This window comes from Kaistia defluvii (assembly GCF_040548815.1).
Lineage (GTDB): Bacteria > Pseudomonadota > Alphaproteobacteria > Rhizobiales > Kaistiaceae > Kaistia > Kaistia defluvii_A.
In genome coordinates this window covers 1349109-1367236 of record NZ_JBEPSM010000001.1, presented here as the reverse complement: position 1 = coordinate 1367236, position 18128 = coordinate 1349109, and the positions used below count along the sequence as shown (strand labels likewise).

General features: G+C 65.3%; 18 protein-coding genes. 5 read left to right on the top strand and 13 right to left on the bottom strand.

Annotated elements, in window-relative coordinates; genetic code table 11:
* Window positions 1–63: 63 nt before the first annotated feature.
* Both ABIE08_RS06420 and ABIE08_RS06415 read right to left on the bottom strand, forming a co-directional pair.
* Entirely contained in the window at window positions 64–1080 is a 1017-nt protein-coding gene (locus tag ABIE08_RS06420) for a sugar ABC transporter substrate-binding protein (protein ID WP_354549589.1), read from the bottom strand.
* Between the two features lie 123 nt (window positions 1081–1203).
* A complete protein-coding gene (locus ABIE08_RS06415; RefSeq protein WP_354549588.1) occupies window positions 1204–1884 on the bottom strand; it encodes a GntR family transcriptional regulator in 681 nt (226 codons plus the stop codon).
* A 132-nt stretch (window positions 1885–2016) separates the two neighbouring features.
* Between ABIE08_RS06415 and ABIE08_RS06410 the strand changes: the two genes are divergently transcribed.
* Genes ABIE08_RS06410 through ABIE08_RS06395 form a run of 4 tightly spaced genes read left to right on the top strand, consistent with a single transcriptional unit; the run spans window position 2017 to window position 5235 of the window.
* On the top strand, window positions 2017–2355 hold the full coding sequence (locus ABIE08_RS06410) for a UxaA family hydrolase (RefSeq protein WP_354549586.1): 339 nt from the start codon (window positions 2017–2019) through the stop codon (window positions 2353–2355).
* On the top strand, window positions 2352–3605 hold the full coding sequence (locus ABIE08_RS06405) for a UxaA family hydrolase (protein ID WP_354549584.1): 1254 nt from the start codon (window positions 2352–2354) through the stop codon (window positions 3603–3605). The genes ABIE08_RS06410 and ABIE08_RS06405 overlap by 4 nt, the downstream gene beginning before the upstream one ends.
* 30 nt (window positions 3606–3635) lie before the next feature.
* The gene (locus ABIE08_RS06400) at window positions 3636–4283 is read left to right on the top strand and encodes an RraA family protein (RefSeq protein ID WP_354549582.1); all 648 of its coding nucleotides are present in this window, start codon (window positions 3636–3638) and stop codon (window positions 4281–4283) included.
* Window positions 4270–5235 (top strand): alpha/beta hydrolase, encoded by a 966-nt coding sequence (locus ABIE08_RS06395; protein ID WP_354549580.1) that lies wholly within the window; start codon window positions 4270–4272, stop codon window positions 5233–5235. The genes ABIE08_RS06400 and ABIE08_RS06395 overlap by 14 nt, the downstream gene beginning before the upstream one ends.
* A gap of 155 nt (window positions 5236–5390) precedes the next feature.
* Here ABIE08_RS06395 and ABIE08_RS06390 read toward each other — a convergent pair whose 3' ends face one another.
* From ABIE08_RS06390 to ABIE08_RS06345, 10 genes are all read right to left on the bottom strand, one after another.
* Window positions 5391–6023 (bottom strand): GNAT family N-acetyltransferase, encoded by a 633-nt coding sequence (locus ABIE08_RS06390; RefSeq protein WP_354549578.1) that lies wholly within the window; start codon window positions 6021–6023, stop codon window positions 5391–5393.
* A 62-nt stretch (window positions 6024–6085) separates the two neighbouring features.
* The gene (locus ABIE08_RS06385; protein WP_354549576.1) at window positions 6086–6829 is read right to left on the bottom strand and encodes an SDR family oxidoreductase; all 744 of its coding nucleotides are present in this window, start codon (window positions 6827–6829) and stop codon (window positions 6086–6088) included.
* A gap of 81 nt (window positions 6830–6910) precedes the next feature.
* Entirely contained in the window at window positions 6911–7876 is a 966-nt protein-coding gene (locus tag ABIE08_RS06380) for a diguanylate cyclase (RefSeq protein ID WP_354549574.1), read from the bottom strand.
* A complete protein-coding gene (locus tag ABIE08_RS06375; RefSeq protein WP_354549572.1) occupies window positions 7873–10725 on the bottom strand; it encodes a hybrid sensor histidine kinase/response regulator in 2853 nt (950 codons plus the stop codon). The genes ABIE08_RS06380 and ABIE08_RS06375 overlap by 4 nt, the downstream gene beginning before the upstream one ends.
* A 34-nt stretch (window positions 10726–10759) precedes the next feature.
* Window positions 10760–10960, bottom strand: a complete 201-nt coding sequence (locus tag ABIE08_RS06370; protein ID WP_354549570.1) for a hypothetical protein — start codon at window positions 10958–10960, stop codon at window positions 10760–10762.
* Window positions 10961–11349: 389 nt separating this feature from the next.
* Window positions 11350–11679 (bottom strand): L-rhamnose mutarotase, encoded by a 330-nt coding sequence (locus ABIE08_RS06365; RefSeq protein WP_354549568.1) that lies wholly within the window; start codon window positions 11677–11679, stop codon window positions 11350–11352.
* Window positions 11680–11843: 164 nt separating this feature from the next.
* Window positions 11844–12677 carry a carbohydrate ABC transporter permease gene (locus ABIE08_RS06360; protein ID WP_354549566.1) on the bottom strand — a complete coding sequence of 278 codons (834 nt, stop codon included), beginning with the start codon at window positions 12675–12677 and terminating at the stop codon, window positions 11844–11846.
* A 10-nt stretch (window positions 12678–12687) separates the two neighbouring features.
* A complete protein-coding gene (locus tag ABIE08_RS06355) occupies window positions 12688–13611 on the bottom strand; it encodes a carbohydrate ABC transporter permease (RefSeq protein ID WP_354549564.1) in 924 nt (307 codons plus the stop codon).
* A 223-nt stretch (window positions 13612–13834) separates the two neighbouring features.
* Window positions 13835–15112: an ABC transporter substrate-binding protein gene (locus ABIE08_RS06350; protein ID WP_354549562.1), complete on the bottom strand. Its 1278-nt coding sequence runs from the start codon at window positions 15110–15112 to the stop codon at window positions 13835–13837.
* Between the two features lie 71 nt (window positions 15113–15183).
* A complete protein-coding gene (locus tag ABIE08_RS06345) occupies window positions 15184–16320 on the bottom strand; it encodes a mandelate racemase/muconate lactonizing enzyme family protein (protein WP_354549561.1) in 1137 nt (378 codons plus the stop codon).
* Between the two features lie 136 nt (window positions 16321–16456).
* On the opposite strand from ABIE08_RS06345, the gene ABIE08_RS06340 reads away from it, so the two are divergent.
* The gene (locus ABIE08_RS06340) at window positions 16457–17092 is read left to right on the top strand and encodes a GntR family transcriptional regulator (protein WP_354549559.1); all 636 of its coding nucleotides are present in this window, start codon (window positions 16457–16459) and stop codon (window positions 17090–17092) included.
* Between the two features lie 257 nt (window positions 17093–17349).
* Here ABIE08_RS06340 and ABIE08_RS06335 read toward each other — a convergent pair whose 3' ends face one another.
* On the bottom strand, window positions 17350–18126 hold the full coding sequence (locus ABIE08_RS06335; protein ID WP_354549557.1) for a glutamine amidotransferase: 777 nt from the start codon (window positions 18124–18126) through the stop codon (window positions 17350–17352).
* Window positions 18127–18128 lie beyond the last annotated feature (2 nt).

The following is an 18128-nucleotide window of genomic DNA, read 5'->3' as shown; positions in this document are numbered from 1 at the left end:
AGGCATGGGTCAGGCTTATGAAAACCTCACGCCAAGTGCATGATTTCGTTCGAAATCACGCCCTTAGAGCTGGTTGCCCCAGAAGCTCTTGTCGTCGACGTTTTCCTTGGTGACGAGCGGCGCCGAGAGCTGGTCCTCCAGCACGCCGGGGCGCACTTCGAGGATGGTGCTGTCGTGGTCGGTCGGGCCGGCGGCAAACGTCTTTCCGGCCATCGCTTCCTTCAGGTACTGGATGCCGTACTTGGCATAGAGATCGGCAGGCTGCGAAACCGTGGCGTCGATCTCACCCTTGCGGATGGCATCGAATTCCTGCGGGATGCCGTCATTCGAGACGATGACGATGTGGCCGGCTTCGCCGGCGGGCTTCAGCAGGTTCTTGCGCTTGAGGGTCTGCAGGGTCGGCGCCAGGAACACGCCGCCGGCATGCATGTAGATCGCCTTCAGGTCGGGCTGCGCGTTGAGCAGCGCATCGAGACCGGCGGCGGCGTCCTCACCCGACCAGGCCTTGGTCGGGATCTCGAGCAGCTTCAGGTTCGGATAGTTCTTGGTGATGCACTCGCGGAAACCGTTGCCGCGATCGCGTCCGTTGATCGAGGCCTGGTCGCCCATGATCTGGACCACAGGGCCTTCCTTGACGTTGTCGCCGATATATTTGCAGGCCTTCTCGCCATAGGCGAGGTTGTTGGCGCGCACGACGATCGCCACCGGGCCGGCATCCGGCGCGACGTCGACGGCCACGACCTTGGCGCCGGCCTTCTCGGCCGCCTTCAGCACGGAGCCGGCGGCAGCGGATTCGAACGGCGAGAAGATGATGCCCTTGGCGCCGAGCGACAGCGCGTTCTGGACGCCGGTGATCTGCTTGGCCGTGTCGAACTCGGAATTGAAGGGCTCGAGCAGGTCGACGCCCTGCTTCTTCGCTTCCTCGACGATGTACTTGTTGTACGAGGTCCAGAACGGCGAGGTCAGCGTCGTCAGATCGACGGCCACCTTCTCACCCTCGGCCTTGGCCGCACCGGCGCCAAGCAGGGTGGCCAGCATTGCCGCGCCCAGAATAGGGGCGGTCTTCTTCAGCATCTTCATGTGGTTCCTCCCACGGGTTCATTCACGCAGTCCCGTGCCGCGGAGCGTCCGGTTGACCCGGTTTGTCGTTTCCGCGGCGACGTCCTCCTCCGACATCGCGCTTCACCTCGGCTGTCGTCCGCCTCAGGCGCGGACCGGAAAATCCTCCGGTGCGCGCGACATCATGGCGTCCCGGCTCGCGGCCAGATGGGCCTTGAGCGCCGAGACCGCCTGTTCGGCATCGCCGTCCGCCACCGCCTCGACGATCGCGGAATGCTCCTGCCGCGTCCGTTCCAGCGTGTAGCTCTTCAGCGTGAAGTTGCGGATCGTCTGGGTCTGGCGCTGGATGACGCGATGCCAGCTGGCGATCGTGTCATTGGCGCCGAGCTGGACAATCAGCTCGTGAAACTCGCGGTCGAGGCGGATGGCATCGACCAGCGCCTCGTCATTCTGCTTGGCGACCTCGGTCATGTGCGCATCGAAGATGGCGCGCAGACGGGCCACGAATTCCGGCGTGGCGCGGCCGGCGGCGATGCCCTTGGCGATGGCGTCCAGCTCGACCAGCATCCGGGCCTCGAAGATTTCCTCGATCGCGGCCGGGGTGAAGCGGCGCACGATGGAGGAACGCCGCGCCGTGCCCTCGACGAGCCCGTCGCGCTCCAGCATCGCGATCGCTTCCTTGACCGGCGTCTGGCTGATCAGGAGCTCTCCCGCCAGTTGCTCGGCCAGCAGGCGTTGGCCCGCCGGCAGGCGTCCGGAGACGATCTGGCTCCGCAGCTCCTCATAGGCCTGTTCTGCGAGTGTGGCGCGCTTCAGCTTGGGCATGCCGCAACGATAGGCTTGGATTTACTCGCCACGCAATAAAAAATTTTATGTTTCATTTAGGCAGGCGATGGGCTAGCAGCGTTAAGGAGAAACGGGATTTTTGAGCAGAGCCCCCTCGCCATGCCGAACCCTTTGCCTGATCTTGCAATCGCTGCGAGCGCGACGGACAGCCGACTGCTTTTGCTGTTCGAGGACGACAATGTGCTGGTCGCGCGGATGCGGATCCGGGCTGGCGAGTGCCTCCTCGTCGCGGGAACCGAGGTGATGCTCGCCGCCGACCTGCCGCTCGGCCACAAGCTGGCGCGGCGCCCGATCGCGGCCGGCGAGAAGATCGTCAAATATGGCGCGCCGATCGGCACGGCGACGGAAGCGATCGCCATCGGCACGCCGGTCCACGTGCACAACGTCAAGAGCGACTACACGCCGACCTATCATCTGATGGACGCGGACAAGCCGGGAGCGGGCGCATGAGCATGGCTGTCGCCACAGGGACCGCGGCGTCCGTCCCATCCAGGGTCGCCCAGACGGAAACCATGCGCGGCTGGCTGCGCAGCGATGGCCGCAAGGGCATCCGCAACACGGTCGTCGTCGCCTATCTCGTCGAATGCGCCCATCACGTTGCCCGCGAGATCGCGATCCCGTTCCGCGAGCACGACGTGCACGTGATCGGCTTTCCCGGCTGCTATCCGAATCCCTACGCTGAACGGATGATGCAGCGCCTCTGCACCCATCCCAATGTCGGCGCGGTGCTGCTGATCTCGCTCGGCTGCGAGAGCTTCAACAAATACGCGCTGGAAAAGAAGGTGCGCGACAGCGGCCGGCCGGTGAAGACCATAGTCATCCAGGCCGCCGGCGGCACGCGCAAATCCATGGCCGAGGGCAGGGCCTTCGTCGCCGAGCAGCGCGCGGCACTGGACGAGGCGCCGACGGTTGAAATGGATCCAAGCGAACTGATCATCGGCACGGTCTGCGGCGGTTCGGACGGCACGTCCGGCATCTCCGGCAACCCTGCCGCCGGCCGCGCCTTCGACCAGTTCGTCGAGGAAGGGGCTGCCTGCATCTTCGAGGAAACCGGCGAACTGATCGGCTGCGAGCACATCATGGCGGCCCGCGCCGTGACACCGGAACTGGGCGCCATCCTGGAAGCCTCGGTCGCCAAGGCGGCACGCTATTATGCGACGCTTGGCTATGGCTCGTTCGCCGCCGGCAACGCCGAGGGCGGGCTCACCACCATCGAGGAAAAGTCGATGGGCGCCTATGCGAAGTCAGGCGCCTCGCCGATCTCCGGGCTGATCAAGCCGGGCGACGTGCCGCCGCATGGCGGGCTCTATCTGCTCGACGTGGTGCCGGATGGCGAAGTGCGCTTCGGCTTCCCCAACATCAACGACAATGCCGAAATCGCCGAACTGATCGCCTGCGGCAGCCATGCCGTGTTGTTCGTGACCGGGCGCGGCTCGGTCGTCGGCTCGGCGATCTCGCCGGTGGTGAAGATCTGCGCCAATCCGGAGACCTATCGCCGGATGGAGGACGACATGGATGTTGATGCCGGCCGGATCATCGAGGGTCGCGCCAGCCTCGACGAGGTCGGGCGCGAGATCCACGACCTCGTCGTCGACCTGGCGCGCGGCAAGCGCACCAAGTCGGAGGAACTGGCGCATCAGGAATTCGTGCTCGGCTACAAGAGCTTCGAGCCGATCGGCCCGGCCTGCCTGCCGGTCTGACATGGAAGAAAAGACATCGGGGAGGATGTTTTGACCGATCTGACCGCCCGCCTGGAGGCATGCTACACCGGCGTCGTGCATGATGTGATGCGCGCCATGGGACTGCGCGATTTCACGCTGCCGGCCGAGATGCGCCCGATCATGCCCGAGCGGACGCTGGCGGGGCCGGCCTTCACCATCGAGGGGCGCGCCGATCCGGATGCAGATGGCCATGAGACGCTGCTCGCCTGGACCGGCCTGCTTTCCAAGGCGCCTTCCGGCTCGATCTGGGTGTCGCAGCCCAACGACCGCATCGTCGCGCATATGGGCGAGCTTTCGGCCGAGACGCTGAAGAACAAGGGCGTGCGCGGGGCGATCGTCGATGGCTTTATCCGCGATACCAATTTCCTGCTCGAAATGGGCTTCCAGACCTGGTGCCGCGGTTTCACGCCGCGCGATATCGTCGGGCACTGGTTGCCGGTGGCGACCGATGTGCCGATCGTGATCGGCGGCATCGACATCCGGCCGGGAGACTATTTCCTCGGCGACCGCGATGGGCTGGTCCGTATTCCGGCCGGGCATCTTGCCGAAGTCGTCGAGCGGGCCGAGACTGCGATCTCGACGGAAAACCTCGTCCGCAAGGCGATCCTCGCCGGCACCGATCCGCAACAGGCATATCTGAAGCATGGCAAATTCTGATCTCGCGACGGTCGAGCCGTTGCACCCGCTGCTCGCCGAAGGGGTGAAGGCGCGCCAGACCCGGCCGGCATTCCCCGATATCGGGCCTGAAGCCGCGAAGGCGCTGTTCGAGGCGATGCAGGCGAACCCCAGCGGACAGCCGGAAGTCGCCGGCACCGAGGAAACGACGGTCGCCGGCGCCGAAGGCCCGCTTTCGGCCAGGATCTACCGCCCCGAAGCCAACGCGGAACAGCCGCCCCTCATCGTCTATCTGCATGGCGGCGGCTTCGTGCTCGGCAGCTACGACACGCATGATCGCAACGCCCGCCGCCTGGTCAACGCGACCGGCGCGCTGGTGGTGTCGGTCAACTACCGGCTGGCGCCGGAAGCACCGTTTCCGGCCGGCGCGAACGACGCCTTCGCGGCGGTGGTCGATCTGGTCGCGCGGGCCGCCGAACTGGGCGTCGATCCCGAGCGCATCTTCCTCGCCGGCGACAGCGCCGGGGCGACGCTGGCGATCGCCGCCATCCTTACCGGCCGCGACGGGCGCGGTCCCGATCTCGCCGGGCTGGTCGCCTTCTATCCCGTCACCGACATGACGGCGATCGGGGCGGGCGTCTCCTACGAGGCGTTCGGCGACGGCTCGGTCGGCCTTTCCGAGGCGGACATGATCTGGTTCCGCGACCTCTATGCGCCCGATCCGGCCGACTGGAACGACCCGCGCTGCTCGCCGCTCACTGCCGAGCTTGCCGACCTCGCCGGCTTCCCGCCGACGCTTGTTTTCACGGCCGCCTATGACGTGCTGGCGGAGGATGGCGCGCTGTTCGCCGCGCGGCTGAAGTCGGCCGGCGTGGCCACGACCTATCTGCATGTCGAGGGCGTCAACCACGGCTTCATCGGCGCCCCCAACCCGCCGCCGGCGACGCTGGCGACCTATGAGGCGGTGGCGGACTGGATGAAGTCGCTGGGGTGATCGGACTTAAAGCAGACCCTCACCCCAACCCTCTCCCGCGAGCGGGAGGGGGGATCGCCGGCGCCTTTCAACCAAGCTCAACCGCCCATGAAGCACGCCGGCAGAAAGCCCTCGCCCGCTTGCGGGAGAGGGTAGGGTGAAGGTCTTGCTTGATCCTAAAACCGTCGCGCCATGGTCAGTCCGCCGGAGGGCAGTTCGTCCGAGATGACCGGGGCGAAGCCGAGCTTGCGGTAGAAGGCGATCGCCGAATGGTTGTGCGGGCTGACGTCGAGATGCATGCCGGGCGAGCCGGCATCCTTGAGCGCCGTCATCAGATGCTCGAAGCCCAGCCTGCCCCAGCCGAGACCGCGCGCCTCGGGCAGGAAGTCGACATGGCCGTGCGACGGATAGGGGTGCAGGGCCGGCGGATAAAGATAAGGCGGCCGGTGGATCAGCCGGCGCACCCAGTCGCTGCCGAACCAGCGGCTTTCGTCATCGCCGGGATCCCTGACCCGGCCGCGGATGCGCGAGAGCCAGTCGCGCTCCATGCGCAGGTAGAAGTCCGGCGTGTCGAGCGCGCCCATGACATAGCCGGCGACGCCGTTCGGCCCGTCGAGCACGAAGGCGAAATCCGGCTCCAGCACCAGATAGGGGCCGATGAACATGTGGCCGAGCGCGTCGGGATCGTCTTCGCGATCCGTTGCGTCCTGACCGGCATTGCCGGTCTTGAGACAGACCCGGTAGACGGCCGGCATGTCGGCCAGATCGGCCGGGCGCAGGCGGAAATCCTCGCGGGTCAGGGGCGTCATTTCGGTTCCAGCAGCAAATAAGAACGGCCGGGAAGATCTCCCGGCCGCGATATTGAAGGCGATCAGGCCAGCGTGCGCCCGCCATTCACCGCAAGCGTCTGGCCGGTGATGAAATCGGCGGCCGGCGAGGCCAGGAAGGTGACAATGCCGGCGATATCGTCGGGCACGCCCTGGTGGCCAAGCGGCACCAGGCGGCGGTAGTCCTCGAGTTCGTCGGCCGTGGTGTCCGAATGACGCTCCACCGGAATGAAGCCTGGCGCCACGAGATTGACGGTGATGCCCTCGGGCCCGAGTTCGCGCGCCCAGGAGCGCGTCAGCCCGACCATCGCCGCCTTGGCGGCGACGTAGTGGCCGAATTGCGGGTTGCCCATGTCGACCACTTCCGAGCCGATATGGATGACGCGGCCGGCATGGCGCACGCGCCAGTCGGGCAGCACCGCCTGCAGCAGCAGGAGCGGCGCCTTGACGAAGAAGCGAAGCTGGTCGAGGTGGTCGTCCCAGGTCTGCTCCTCGATCGGGATCAGCGGTTGCGGGCCGGTGGCGTTGTTGACGATCACGTCGACCGGGCCGATCTGGCGGTCGATCTCGGCGATGCCGTGGCGAACGCTGGCCTTGTCGGTGACGTCGAACTTGAAGGCGGCGGCCTTGCCGCCCGCGCTGGTGATGGCGTCGACGACGCTGCCGGCGCCCCGGTCGTCATGTGCGAAGTTGACGGCGACCGTCCAGCCGGCGGCGCCCAGTCCCTTTGCGATCGCTGCACCAAGTCCGCGCGACGCGCCCGTGACGAGTACTACTCCCACAATCATCCTCCCGAAATGACGCCCGTCTCTGGGATTCGATGCGGGCTGAATCGATCGAAGCACAGCCCGTGGGGATTGTCTCCCGACTTATGATCCGCCGGCGTCGATCGTCCGCCCGGCGGGGGAGGCCGGCAGGGTCTCCTTGGCGTCGAAGATGATGCCTTCGACCAGATTGCGGCCGGCGGCCTTGGCGACATAGAGCTGCTTGTCGGCCGCCTTGATCCAGGCTTCCGGCTGGCTGCCGGGCAGGCAGGGCGCGGTGGCGACGCCGAGGCTGACCGAGACATAGGGCGAGGCGTCGGAGCCGGAATGCGGGATGCCGAGCGCCTGCACGCGGTCGCGGATGCCGAGTGCTATCTCCATCGCCTCGAGATGCTCGATCTCCGGCAGCACGCAGGCGAATTCCTCGCCGCCATAGCGAATGGTCACGTCGCTGGCGTGGTGGACGGCGCGGTTAAGCGCCGCCGCCACCATCATGAGGCAGCGGTCGCCGGCGGTGTGGCCGTAGAGATCGTTGAATTTCTTGAAGAAATCGATGTCGAGGATGATGACGGAAAGCTGGCCGCCCGTGCGCGACAGGCGCGCCGTCTCCTGGTTCAGCGCCTTCTCCAGCCGGCGCCGGTTGCCGAGGCCGGTCAGCGCGTCGGTGACCGCCATCTCGGCCAGCTCGTCGCGCATCCGTTTCATGTCGAGATGGTTGCGCACGCGGGCCTTCACCACGATCGGCAGGATCGGCTTGGTGATGTAGTCGATGGCGCCGAGCATCAGTCCCTTTACCTCGGCCTCCTGGTCGCCCAGCGCGGTGGTGAAGATGACGGGAACGTCGGCGATCAGCGGATCGGCCTTGATCGCCGCGCAGACCTCGTAGCCGTCCATGCCCGGCATCAGCACGTCGAGGAGAATCAAATCGGGCAAAGTGGTGCGCGCGATCTCCAGCGCCTCGGCCCCCGAGGTTGCAAAGTAGATATCGTGATCCTCTTCGAGCACGGCGCTCAGGATCTCGATATTGCTGACTTCGTCATCGACGATGAGGATCGACGGCCGCTCGCTCAATTCTGCACTTCCCTAATATCGAAATGACGCTCGACGGCGTCCAAGCCCTCAAGCGCATGGCTGAAATCAAGCCGGCTGATCGGGTCGCGGATCTGGCTGAGATGGGCGGCCTCCGGCGTGCCCTGCAGCGCTGTTTCCAGCGCCTCGAAGGTCTTGCGTGCGCGCATGCTGCGTTTGACCAGTTGCTGGCGCAACTCGCCGAGCAGTCGCGTCGCCTTGGCCCGCGCCGCCGGATCCAGACTCGCGTCCGAGGCGGTCGCAATTGATGCATCGGCGGAGGTCAGCGAACCGGCTGCGGCGAGCGCCGGTTGCAAGGCCAGGTCCAGGCGCTCGATGAGATCCTCGATATTCATCAGTTCCCGATGCGCGATCGCATCCTCCAGCTGACGAGATGCTTCGGATACCTTACGCAATTCCAGGGATCCGGAAACCCCCTTGAGCGAATGCGCCAGGCGCCGCGCATCGTCGAGCTTGTCGGCCTCGATCTCGGCCCGCAGCGTGGCGATGACGTCGCCGTAATTGGTTGCGAAGCTCAGGATCAGCTTGCGCAGCAGCGCCTTCTTGCCGTTGACGCGGACGAGGGCGGTGTCGAGATCGAAGGGCGGCAGTGCGGCGGGCAGGTCCGCCGGCGGCTCTGCCGGGGCAGGGGCGGCCGTGGCCGCCGTTGGGCCGCCGGCCTCGGCCTTGTGCGGCTTCAGCCAGCGCTCCAGCGCGCGCATCAGCGTCGCCGGGTCGACGGGCTTGGCGACATGGTCGTTCATGCCGGCGTTGAAGCAGTTCTGCCGCTCCTGCTCATAGGCATGCGCCGTCATGGCGAGGATCGGCAGCCGGTCGGCCGGGATCGTCTGGCGGATGCGCTTGGTCGCCTCGATGCCGTCCATCTCGGGCATCTGCACGTCCATCAGCACCAGATCGTACTGCCTGCCGGAATCGAGCGCCATTTCGCAGGCGATGCGGCCATTGGTGGCCAATTCCACGACGAGCCCGCCATCGGTGAGGATCTCCATCGCCACCTCGCTGTTGATCTCGTTGTCCTCGACCAGGAGAATTCGCGAGCCGCGCAACTCCGGCGCGACCATGGGAATGGACTGGACGGCGGGCGCTGCGACGCGTTCCTGGCTGGACGAGGCGCCGATCAGCCGGGTGATCTCGGCCAGCAACAACGCCGTGTCGATCGGCTTGACGAGGAAGGCGGAAATGCCGGCTTCGCTGGCGCTCTCCATCGCCTCCTCGCGCGCATAGGCGCTGACCATCATGATGGTCGGCAGGCGGGTCAGCGTCTCGCTGCTGCGCATCGCCTCGACGGATTCGATGCCGTCCAGGCCCGGCATCTTCCAGTCGATCAGCATCAGATCGTAGGAAACGCCGCGCGCCTGCGCCTCTTCGAGCAGCGCGATCGCTTCGGTACCGGAGGCGACGAGATCGGCCTGCACCGACCAGCCCTCGAAGACCGAATGCAGGATTTCGCGGGAGGCCGGGTTGTCGTCGGCGATCAGGACGCGGAGCCCGCGCAGCGTCTCGACATCGGCCGCCTCGGCCAGCAGCTGCGCGTCGCCTTCTTCCATCTGCACGGTGAAGGTGAAGGTGCTGCCGGCGCCCGCCGCGCTTTCGACGCGGATCGAGCCGCCCATCAGCTCGACCAGCTGCTTGCTGATCGCGAGCCCGAGGCCGGTGCCGCCGAACTTGCGCGTCATCGAGCTGTCGGCCTGGCTGAACGAGCGGAACAGCACCTGCTGCTGTTCCGGAGTCATGCCGATGCCGGTATCGCGGATGGCGACTTCGAGGACGAGCTTGCGCTCCCGCTTCTCCAGTGTGCGGATCGACAGGATGACGCCGCCGCGCTCGGTGAACTTCACCGCGTTGGAGACCAGGTTGAGGATGATCTGGTTCAGCCGCAGCGCATCGCCGAGCAGGGTGGTCGGCACGTTGTCGTCGATGTTGATGCGGATATCGACGCCCTTCTCGGCCGCCTTGACGGCGGAGATGGCGGTGGCGTTCTCGATCGTCTCGCGGATCTTGAAATGCGTGTTCTCCAGCGAGAGCATGCCCGCCTCGATCTTGGAGAAGTCGAGGATGTCGTTGATCAGCGCCAGCAACGCCGTGCTCGCCGCCTTGATCTTGCTGACATAATCCGCCTGCTTCGGAGTCATCTCGGTGCGCAGCGCCAGATGGCTGAAGCCGAGGATGGCGTTCATCGGCGTGCGGATCTCGTGGCTCATATTGGCCAGGAACAGGCTCTTGGCGATGTTCGCGGCATTGGCCTCGCGCGTGCGCTCGGCCACCTTCTGCTCCAGCGTTTCATTGGCCAGAACGATCTCGTCGCTCATCGTCTTGATGCGGCGGAAGCTCGCGACCAGGCGCATGCTGAGCCAGACCAGCACGACGGTCTGGAACGCCACGATCGCGGCGTGCAGATAGACGCGGGGCAGGTCGGCGCCGAGCGGGAACACCGCATAGGGGAAGACGAAATTGAGCATCAGGTGATGTACGGCGACCGCGACGGCGGCGACGACGACCGGGCGCCAGTCGCACCAGCCGATCACCAGCGCCAGCGTGGCGAAGAAGTACATGTGCATGTCCATCTGCCACGGATGACCCGAGAACATGAACACCAGCAGCGCCGGCTGACCCATCAGGGCGACGGCGGAGACATAGCGCGTCACCGGCGCGGGCCCTCGCAGCGTCCACGACACCTGCAGCGCCACCGCCAGCAGGATGGCCACCAGCGTCGGCGCGACGATGCCGCGATCGATCCACCACGCCACGAAGGCGATGAACGGGACATGCGCCCAGATCAGGAAGACCAGGAACAAGCCGAACCTGTGTCGCAAACTGTCGAGTTCGGCCATGCTGAAATCCTTGAAAACGATCTGTGTGTGTCGCCTAGACGGAGAGGCAGCCGCGGAGCTTCACGGCATCGAGGACGAGCCATGCGCCGGAGCGATAGAGCGAGGCGATGAAGTCTGGATTGTCCGACTGGGCGATGATCACATTGGAAAGCCCGGCGCTGGCGACGATGCTGCCGCCGGAGCGCGCCACGATCTCCGCGGCTTCGGCGGCGTTGGCCCATAGGGGCGCGACCACGGCCACCTCCCGGCTGCCACCGTCTGCCGTGAGCGTACCGACAAAGATCGCGATGGCGCTTACGACCAAAAGCATGCCGGCCGGAATCAGATCCAGCCAGCTACCGCGTTCGATAGACTGTGCGCTAGGCCGACCAGAAATCTCAGGCTCCCGTCGGTAAGAATGCGGCTGCATAAAACCCGGTTAACCCTAAGAGATCAATAGGGATAGCGCAGCAGCCACCGGCGGCGGCGACTGACGCAGCGTCCCGTGGGGGCTTCCGGTTGCAATCGATCGGGATGCGAAGAAAGGCTTCAGCAAGGGTTGTGGAGAGGACCGCGCAGGTGGCGATCCGAGGTTGTCGCAGCGGCGCGATTCGCGTCAGGCCGCTGGCCGGCGAGAGGTGAGTCTCAATCGAGGTGGAACACTTCTTCCATCGGAGACCACCATTCGCCGGAGGCTGCCGAGGCGAGGGGGTGCTGGCAGGGATCCGTCTGGCCGAGCCAGGCCCGGATCGCCGGTTCCTTGTCGAGGCGGGCGGCATCGGCCGGCCAGTCGGCGCCGTGATATTCCCAATAGCCGAACAGCAGGTTTTCCGGCTCGCGCAGATAGATCGAATAGTTCCTGACGCCACAGGCCGAAAGCAACGCGTTGACCTCGGCCGAGCCGGTCGCGTGCAGGCGCTTATATTCCGCAATCGCCTCCGGCTTCACGCCGATCACGATCCCCATGCGCTGCATTTCTGGATCCTGCTCCTTTGAGGTTTCAACTCGGCGTCATCCCCGCGAAGGCGGGGATCCATACAGCCTGAGGCCTGAGCTTTAAGCCCTGAAAACCCAGCTGTATGGGTCCCGGGTCTCCGCTGCGCTCCGCCCGGGATGACGGCGAGCACGGGATGAAGGGGCTACCCCTTCACCGCACCCACCGCGATGCCGTTGACGATCTGGCGCTGGAAGATGACGTAGATCAGGACGATCGGCGCCGCGGCCAGGCAGATGCCGGCGGCGAGCAGGGGGACGTTGGTGGTGTATTCGCCCCGGAGCGCGGCGATGCCGACCATCAGGGTCCGCTGGTCCTGCAGCACCAGCAGCGAGATCAGCACGTCGTTCCAGCAATAGAGCGTGTTGAGGATGCCCAGCGTCACCAGCGCCGGCTTTCCCATCGGCAGCATGATGTGCCACCAGACCTGGAGCAGATTGGCGCCGTCGATCTGCGCCGCCTCGAACAGTTCGCGCGGCAGGCGGGCATAAAAGGCGGTCATCAGATAGACGCTGAACGGCAGGAAGAACGCCGTATAGGCGATGATCAGGCCCGGCCGGCTGTCGATCAGGTTGAGGCCGATCATGGTGCGGTAAAACGGCACCAGCACGACCTGCACCGGGATCATGAGGGACACCAGGATGGTGATGAAGATGATCTTACGGCCGCGGAAGCGCAGGATGGCGAGCGCGAAGCCGGCCATGGAAGCGACGACCAGCAGAACGATCACCGCGCCGACCGTGACGACGACGGAATTGGTGAAATATTCCGACAGGCGCGACTGGTTCCAGGCCTGCGAGAAGTTGACGAAGGTCGGGTCGGTCGTCAGGCCGAAGCGGTCGAGCACATAACCCTTGCGGGTCTTCAGCGCGGCGTTGATCGTGAAATAGACGGGATAGACGGCGGAGAGGGCGAGCAGCGCCATCGGGATCGAGAGGATCCAGAGAATGCGCTTCTCGCGGGTCTGAACGGCTGCCATGGCGCGGGCCCTAGATGTCGGCGTTGCGGGACATGATGCGGATCTGGATGGCGGCGAGGCCGGCCATCATCAGGAACAGCACCATCGAGATCGCGCTCGCATAGCCGGGGCGGTTCATCTTGCCCTGCTCGAGCCAGATCAGGAATTCCGGCAGGATGGTTGAGGTGCCGGGGCCGCCGGCGGTGAGCACGTAGATCAGCCCGAACATCGAGGTCAGCATGCCGATCGTGGTGACCACGGCGGCGAATTCGATGATCGGCCGGATCGACGGGATCACGATGTACCACCAGGTCTGCAGCAGCTTGGCGCCATCGAGCTTGGCGGCTTCCAGCATTTCGGCCGAAACGGTCGAGAGGCCGGCGATGAAGATCAGCAGACTCATGCCGAAGGTCGCCCAGAGCTGCACCGCGATCAGGCTGAACAGGGCCGTCGAGGAATTGCCGAGCCAGTCGACGGCGGAAAAGCCCATCGCCTTCAGGAACAGGTTGAACGAGCCGTCATAGCGCAGCAGCACGTTGAAGATCGCGCCGACGATGACCGAGGAGAGCACGGCCGGGAAGAAATAGACGGCGCGGAACAGCTTGCCGCCCGGCACGCCCTGATGGATCAGGATAGCGAGCACCAGCGGCAGGCCGATCCAGATCGGCAGCGTCGCCAGCAGGATCAGCATGTTGACCAGGCTGTCGAGGAAGACCGGGTCATGCGCGATGCCGATATAGTTGTCGAGTCCGACGAAGCGCGGCGCCGACATGCCGTCATAATCGGTGAAGGAATAGCCGAGGCCCCAGATCAGCGGGATGATGCGGAACACCACGACCAAGGCCAGCGCCGGCAGCACGAACAGATAGGCGAGGCGCTCGGCATTGTGGCCGCCGGAACGCCGGCGCGGCGCGGCGGCGCTCTTGCTGTCCTTGGCGGTCAGGGTCTGGGTCATTCGAGGGCCTCTGGTCATCAAAATGGGAGAGGTTCCGGGCAAGGCTTGTTTCGTCCGGAACATCGTTTCGCTCGGCGGCTGGCCCCAGCCTCCGTCATCCCCGCGCAGGCGGGGATCCATACAGCCGTAACCCCAGGGGACTGTGGCTGTATGGATCCCGGGTCAAGCCCGGGATGACGGCGGAGTGGGGTGGCGCGCCCCGCGATTTCGGAGGTTGCGAAGATTACTTCTTCTTCGCCTGGGCCTGGACTTCGTCGAGGCGGGCGACGGCCTTGTCGACCGTGGTCTCGCCGGTGAGCAGCATCTGGCTCTGGCGATGCCATTCCTCGGTCTCGGCCGTGGACGTGTTGTTGTGCAGCAGCGGCGCACCGTCCGAGAGCGAACCCAGCACGATCTTGGCCGAGGGGCTATCGACCTTCGACGTATCGACGGCCGTATCGGAGGGAACCGCGCCGGCTGCCTCGAAGAACACCTGCATCGCCGGGGTCGCGGCGAAGCTCTTGGCGAGCTCGACGGCGAGGTCCTGGTTCGGCGAGAACTTGGTCACGGCATAGCCGATGCCGCCGGCAAGCGGCATGCGCAGCTTGTCGTTCACGCTGGCGGTGACCGGCGGCATGACGAAGACGCCGACATTCTGCGGCTCGAGGAATTCATCGAATTCCTTCCAGTGCGCGACGTCGGACAGCAGGCCGATGGTGTTGGCGTTCTCGCCGCGCTCGAAGCTCTGGTATTCGTCCATGAACTTGGCGGTCGAATTGGCGCCTTCCGCGTACCAGCCGTCCTTCTGGGTATCGACCCACTTCTGGACGATCGCCTTGATTTCCGGGCTCGACCACTTCAGGTCGCCGGTGGTCCAGGCGGCCTGCTGCTCTGCGGTCAGCGCGTTGGCGGCGGCGGCGGAATAGAAGAAGTCGGCGCCGAAGCCTTCCTTGTTGCCGAGCGCGAAGCAGGTCGTGCCGGCGGCCTTTAGCTTGGCGCAGATCGCCTCCAGCTCGGCCCAGCTCCTGGGTGTCGCTTCGGGATCGAGGCCGGCCTTCTTGTAGAGTTCCTTGTTGTAGTAAACCGCCAGGCCCTGGATCGAGATCGGCACGGCATAGGCGCTGCCATCGGGGCCGGCGAACTCGTCCCAGCCGGCGACGCGCGTCTTGATGTCGGCGATTTTGTCGTCGAGCTTCGAGAAGGCGGCGATGCGTTCCTTGGCCTGCGAACCGCCATGCACGAGCACGACGTCCGGGCCCTGGCTGGCGGCGATCGCCGTGCCGAGCAGCGTGTAATACTGGTCATGCGGCTGCATGACGAACTTCACAGTCACGCCGGGATGGGCGGCCTCGAAATCGGTCTTCACCTTCTCGAAATAGGGAGCCGTCGTCGGATCGCCCGACTTCCAGTCCCAGACGGTCAGGGTGGTATCAGCCTTGGCGGACGTCGCCACGCCGAGCGTCATGACAAGCGCGGTGGCGAGCATCGTGCCGGCGCGCAGGATCCGGTTCGTCGTCTTCATGTCTGTGTCTCCTCCCTCGCAGATCTCTCCCCACCCAAAGCCGGCGAGCGCGGCTTTGGGCCCCTCAAAACTCAGTGCGGCAGGCGCGTGTTGACGGGGCCGGCCGGCAGATCTTCATTGGCCATCACGTCGGGAACCGCCCAGTCGCTGCGCGCGGATTCCGCCAGCACCAGGCCGTGGCCGGGGCGGTCATGCGCATGGATCCAGCCGTCGCGGATCTCGAAGGGCTGCTCGACCAGATGGTCGAAGTTCTGGAACGAATATTCGAGCCATTCGACCTCGGGCAGGGCGATCGCCATGTTGACGCCGATCTCGAGGAACGAATTGCCGAGGCTGACCGGGATGCCGTGCTCGGCCGCCAGCCAGCCAATGCGCATCACCTCCGACACGAAGCCGTGCACGTTGATCATGTCGGTGCCGCGCGCTTCGATCAACTGGCGCTTGCCATGGGCGTCGAAATACTCGCCAGAATTGACGAGTGTGAACGGGCAGCCCTGGCGGATCATCTTCAGGCCCTCGAAATCGTAGCGAAGGCACGGATCCTCGATCCAAAGGATGTCGAAGCCGGCATCCTTAATCTTGTTCATGTTTCGGACGGTCTGCTGCGGCGACCAGCCTTCATTGGCGTCGATCATGATCGCCTCGGGCTTGCCGACGGTCTTTACCAGCAATTCGAGCCTGTGCAGGTCGCGCTCGATGTCCGGGTGGCCGACCTTGATCTTGAAGGATTTGTAGCCGACCGACGCCGCATGCTCGAACAGGGCGCAGAAGTCCTCGTCCGAGAGGTGATAGTCGAGGCCGCTGGCATAGGCCTTCACGCGCGACTTGGTGCCGCCGAGAAGCTTCCACAGCGGCATCTTCAGTTCCTTGGCGGTCAGGTCCCACAGCGCCTGGTCGACGCCTTCGCCGAAGGGCAGCGACGCGCCACGGATGTTGCCGCCGCGCGGGCGGCGAACGCGGTGGACGAGGCCCGCCGGTTCCTGGCCTTCAAGGCTAGGCCAGATCTCGGCGCGGAAAATCCGCTCGATTTCAGCCTGCGACGGCAGCGGATTGAACAGCGAGGCGCAGAAGCCAAGCCCGACCAGGCCGGTGTCGGTGATCAGTTCCAGCGTTGCGACATGGGCATGCGCGATGCGGACCTGACTATCGCCGATGACACGGTCGCGGGCGAACTGGAAACGGACAATTCGAAAATCCACGATGCGCATGCTATGCTCGCCTAATCGATCAAATGAGAGTGTTGATATGTCACGTAGCCGATCTGATAGATCAGATCCGATTGTATCGCAAGATGTCGGCGCCCCCGAGCCGGCCGAGCGCGTCGCCGACAGTGTCACCGTTTCGTTGAGCGAACTCGCCTATGAGCGCATCCTCGCCATGTTGTTCGGGCGGGAATTGCCGGCCGGCGCCTTCGTCTCGCAGAACGATCTGGTCAAGCTGGTCGGCGTGCCGGTGGCGCCGCTGCGCGATGCGCTGCGCGTGCTGCAGACGGAAGGATTGCTGACGATCCATCCGCGCTCGGGCATCCGCTTCATGAAGGCCGACTTCGAATTTGCGCGGAATACCTATCAGTTCCGCTCGATCCTGGAGCGCCCGGCGGTTCGGGTCTTCGCCGAGACGGCGACGCATGAATTGCTCGATGCGATGATCGAGCGACATCAGCGCAGCATCGCCGAACTGGAAAGCACGGGCTTCACGCCGGCGATCGCGCCGGAGATCGGGGCAATCGACGCGGCGCTGCATTTCGAGATCATCGGCTCGCTGGGCAACGTCCTGGTCGGATCGACCTATCGCCGCGTCCACAATTATCTGCAGCTGATTCGTCTCGATCGCACGCTCACCACGCCGATCGTGCTGCGCACGCTGCGCGAGCATCTGGTGCTGCTGGAAGCCTGCAAGGCGCGCGACGCCGACGCCGCCGAAGCCGCGCTGCAGACGCATTTCTCCAACGCGCTGCAGCGGACGTTGGGGATTTTCTAGCTCTCATTGGGGCTTCGGGTGGGTGCTTAAGGCGCCGGCCTTGCGGGCGCCTTAGCCTGTTTGGGGCCTGAGGGTAGCAAGACCCTCACCCCAACCCTCTCCCGCGCGCGGGAGAGGGGGCTGACCTCGGCCAGCCTCGCTGTCGACATTACCCAGACGGAAAGCCCTCGCCCGCTTGCGGGAGAGGGTGGGGTGAGGGGCTTGCTTGCCTTCGGCTGGATCGCATTTCGCGTGCCAGAATCGCGAAAAGGCTCTTCTCAGCTCGCCTTGGTCACCCAGCCCAGCACGTTCTTCCACAGACGCGCATAGCCCGGCCATTCGACGAAGCTGTTGGGCAGCCAGTGCGGGCCAATGTCGGAGGTCCAGGCGACGCTGCGGCCTTCGCCGAACTCGCCCGCCACCAGCAGCGGATGACCGCCTTCGGACTCGGGCAGGCGGGCCAGGAGCTCGACATCCGGCCGGTCGCGCAGCTTGACCTCGTTGGCGCCGAGCAGCAGCGGCCATTCGCCGTCGAGGCCGGCCAGCAGTGGATGCGCGCGATTGCCCACGATCTCGGCGCGGAATCCTTCCGGCACCTCGATGCGGTCGTCATGCGGCAGGCAGGTTACCGGCAGCGCGTCCTCGACCGCCGTGCGCGCCCAGCGGCCACGGCCATCAATGCCCTGGAAGGTCAGGTAGCCACCGATCATGATCAGCCCGCCGCCCTGGCGCGTCCATTCGCGCAGCAGCTTGACCCGGTTCGGCATCGGCTTGCCGTGCAGCCAGACGTCGGGATGCAGCAGGATCGAATTCGAGCCGATATCGGACAGGATGATCGCGTCATAGGCGTTGAGCCCCTCCAGCGTGAGGGGCAGTTCGGTCGGCACCTGATGCGCCTGCATGTAGGTGAGTTCAAACTCGCTGCCGGCCAGCGCCTTCACGAGCGGCTCGGCGCCGAGATGGAAAGTCACGCTGCCGAACTGGTCGAAGCCCTTGTAGTGCGTGGCGCTCGACATCCAGCTTTCGCCGACGAGCAACACCTTCTTGGCGGTCATTT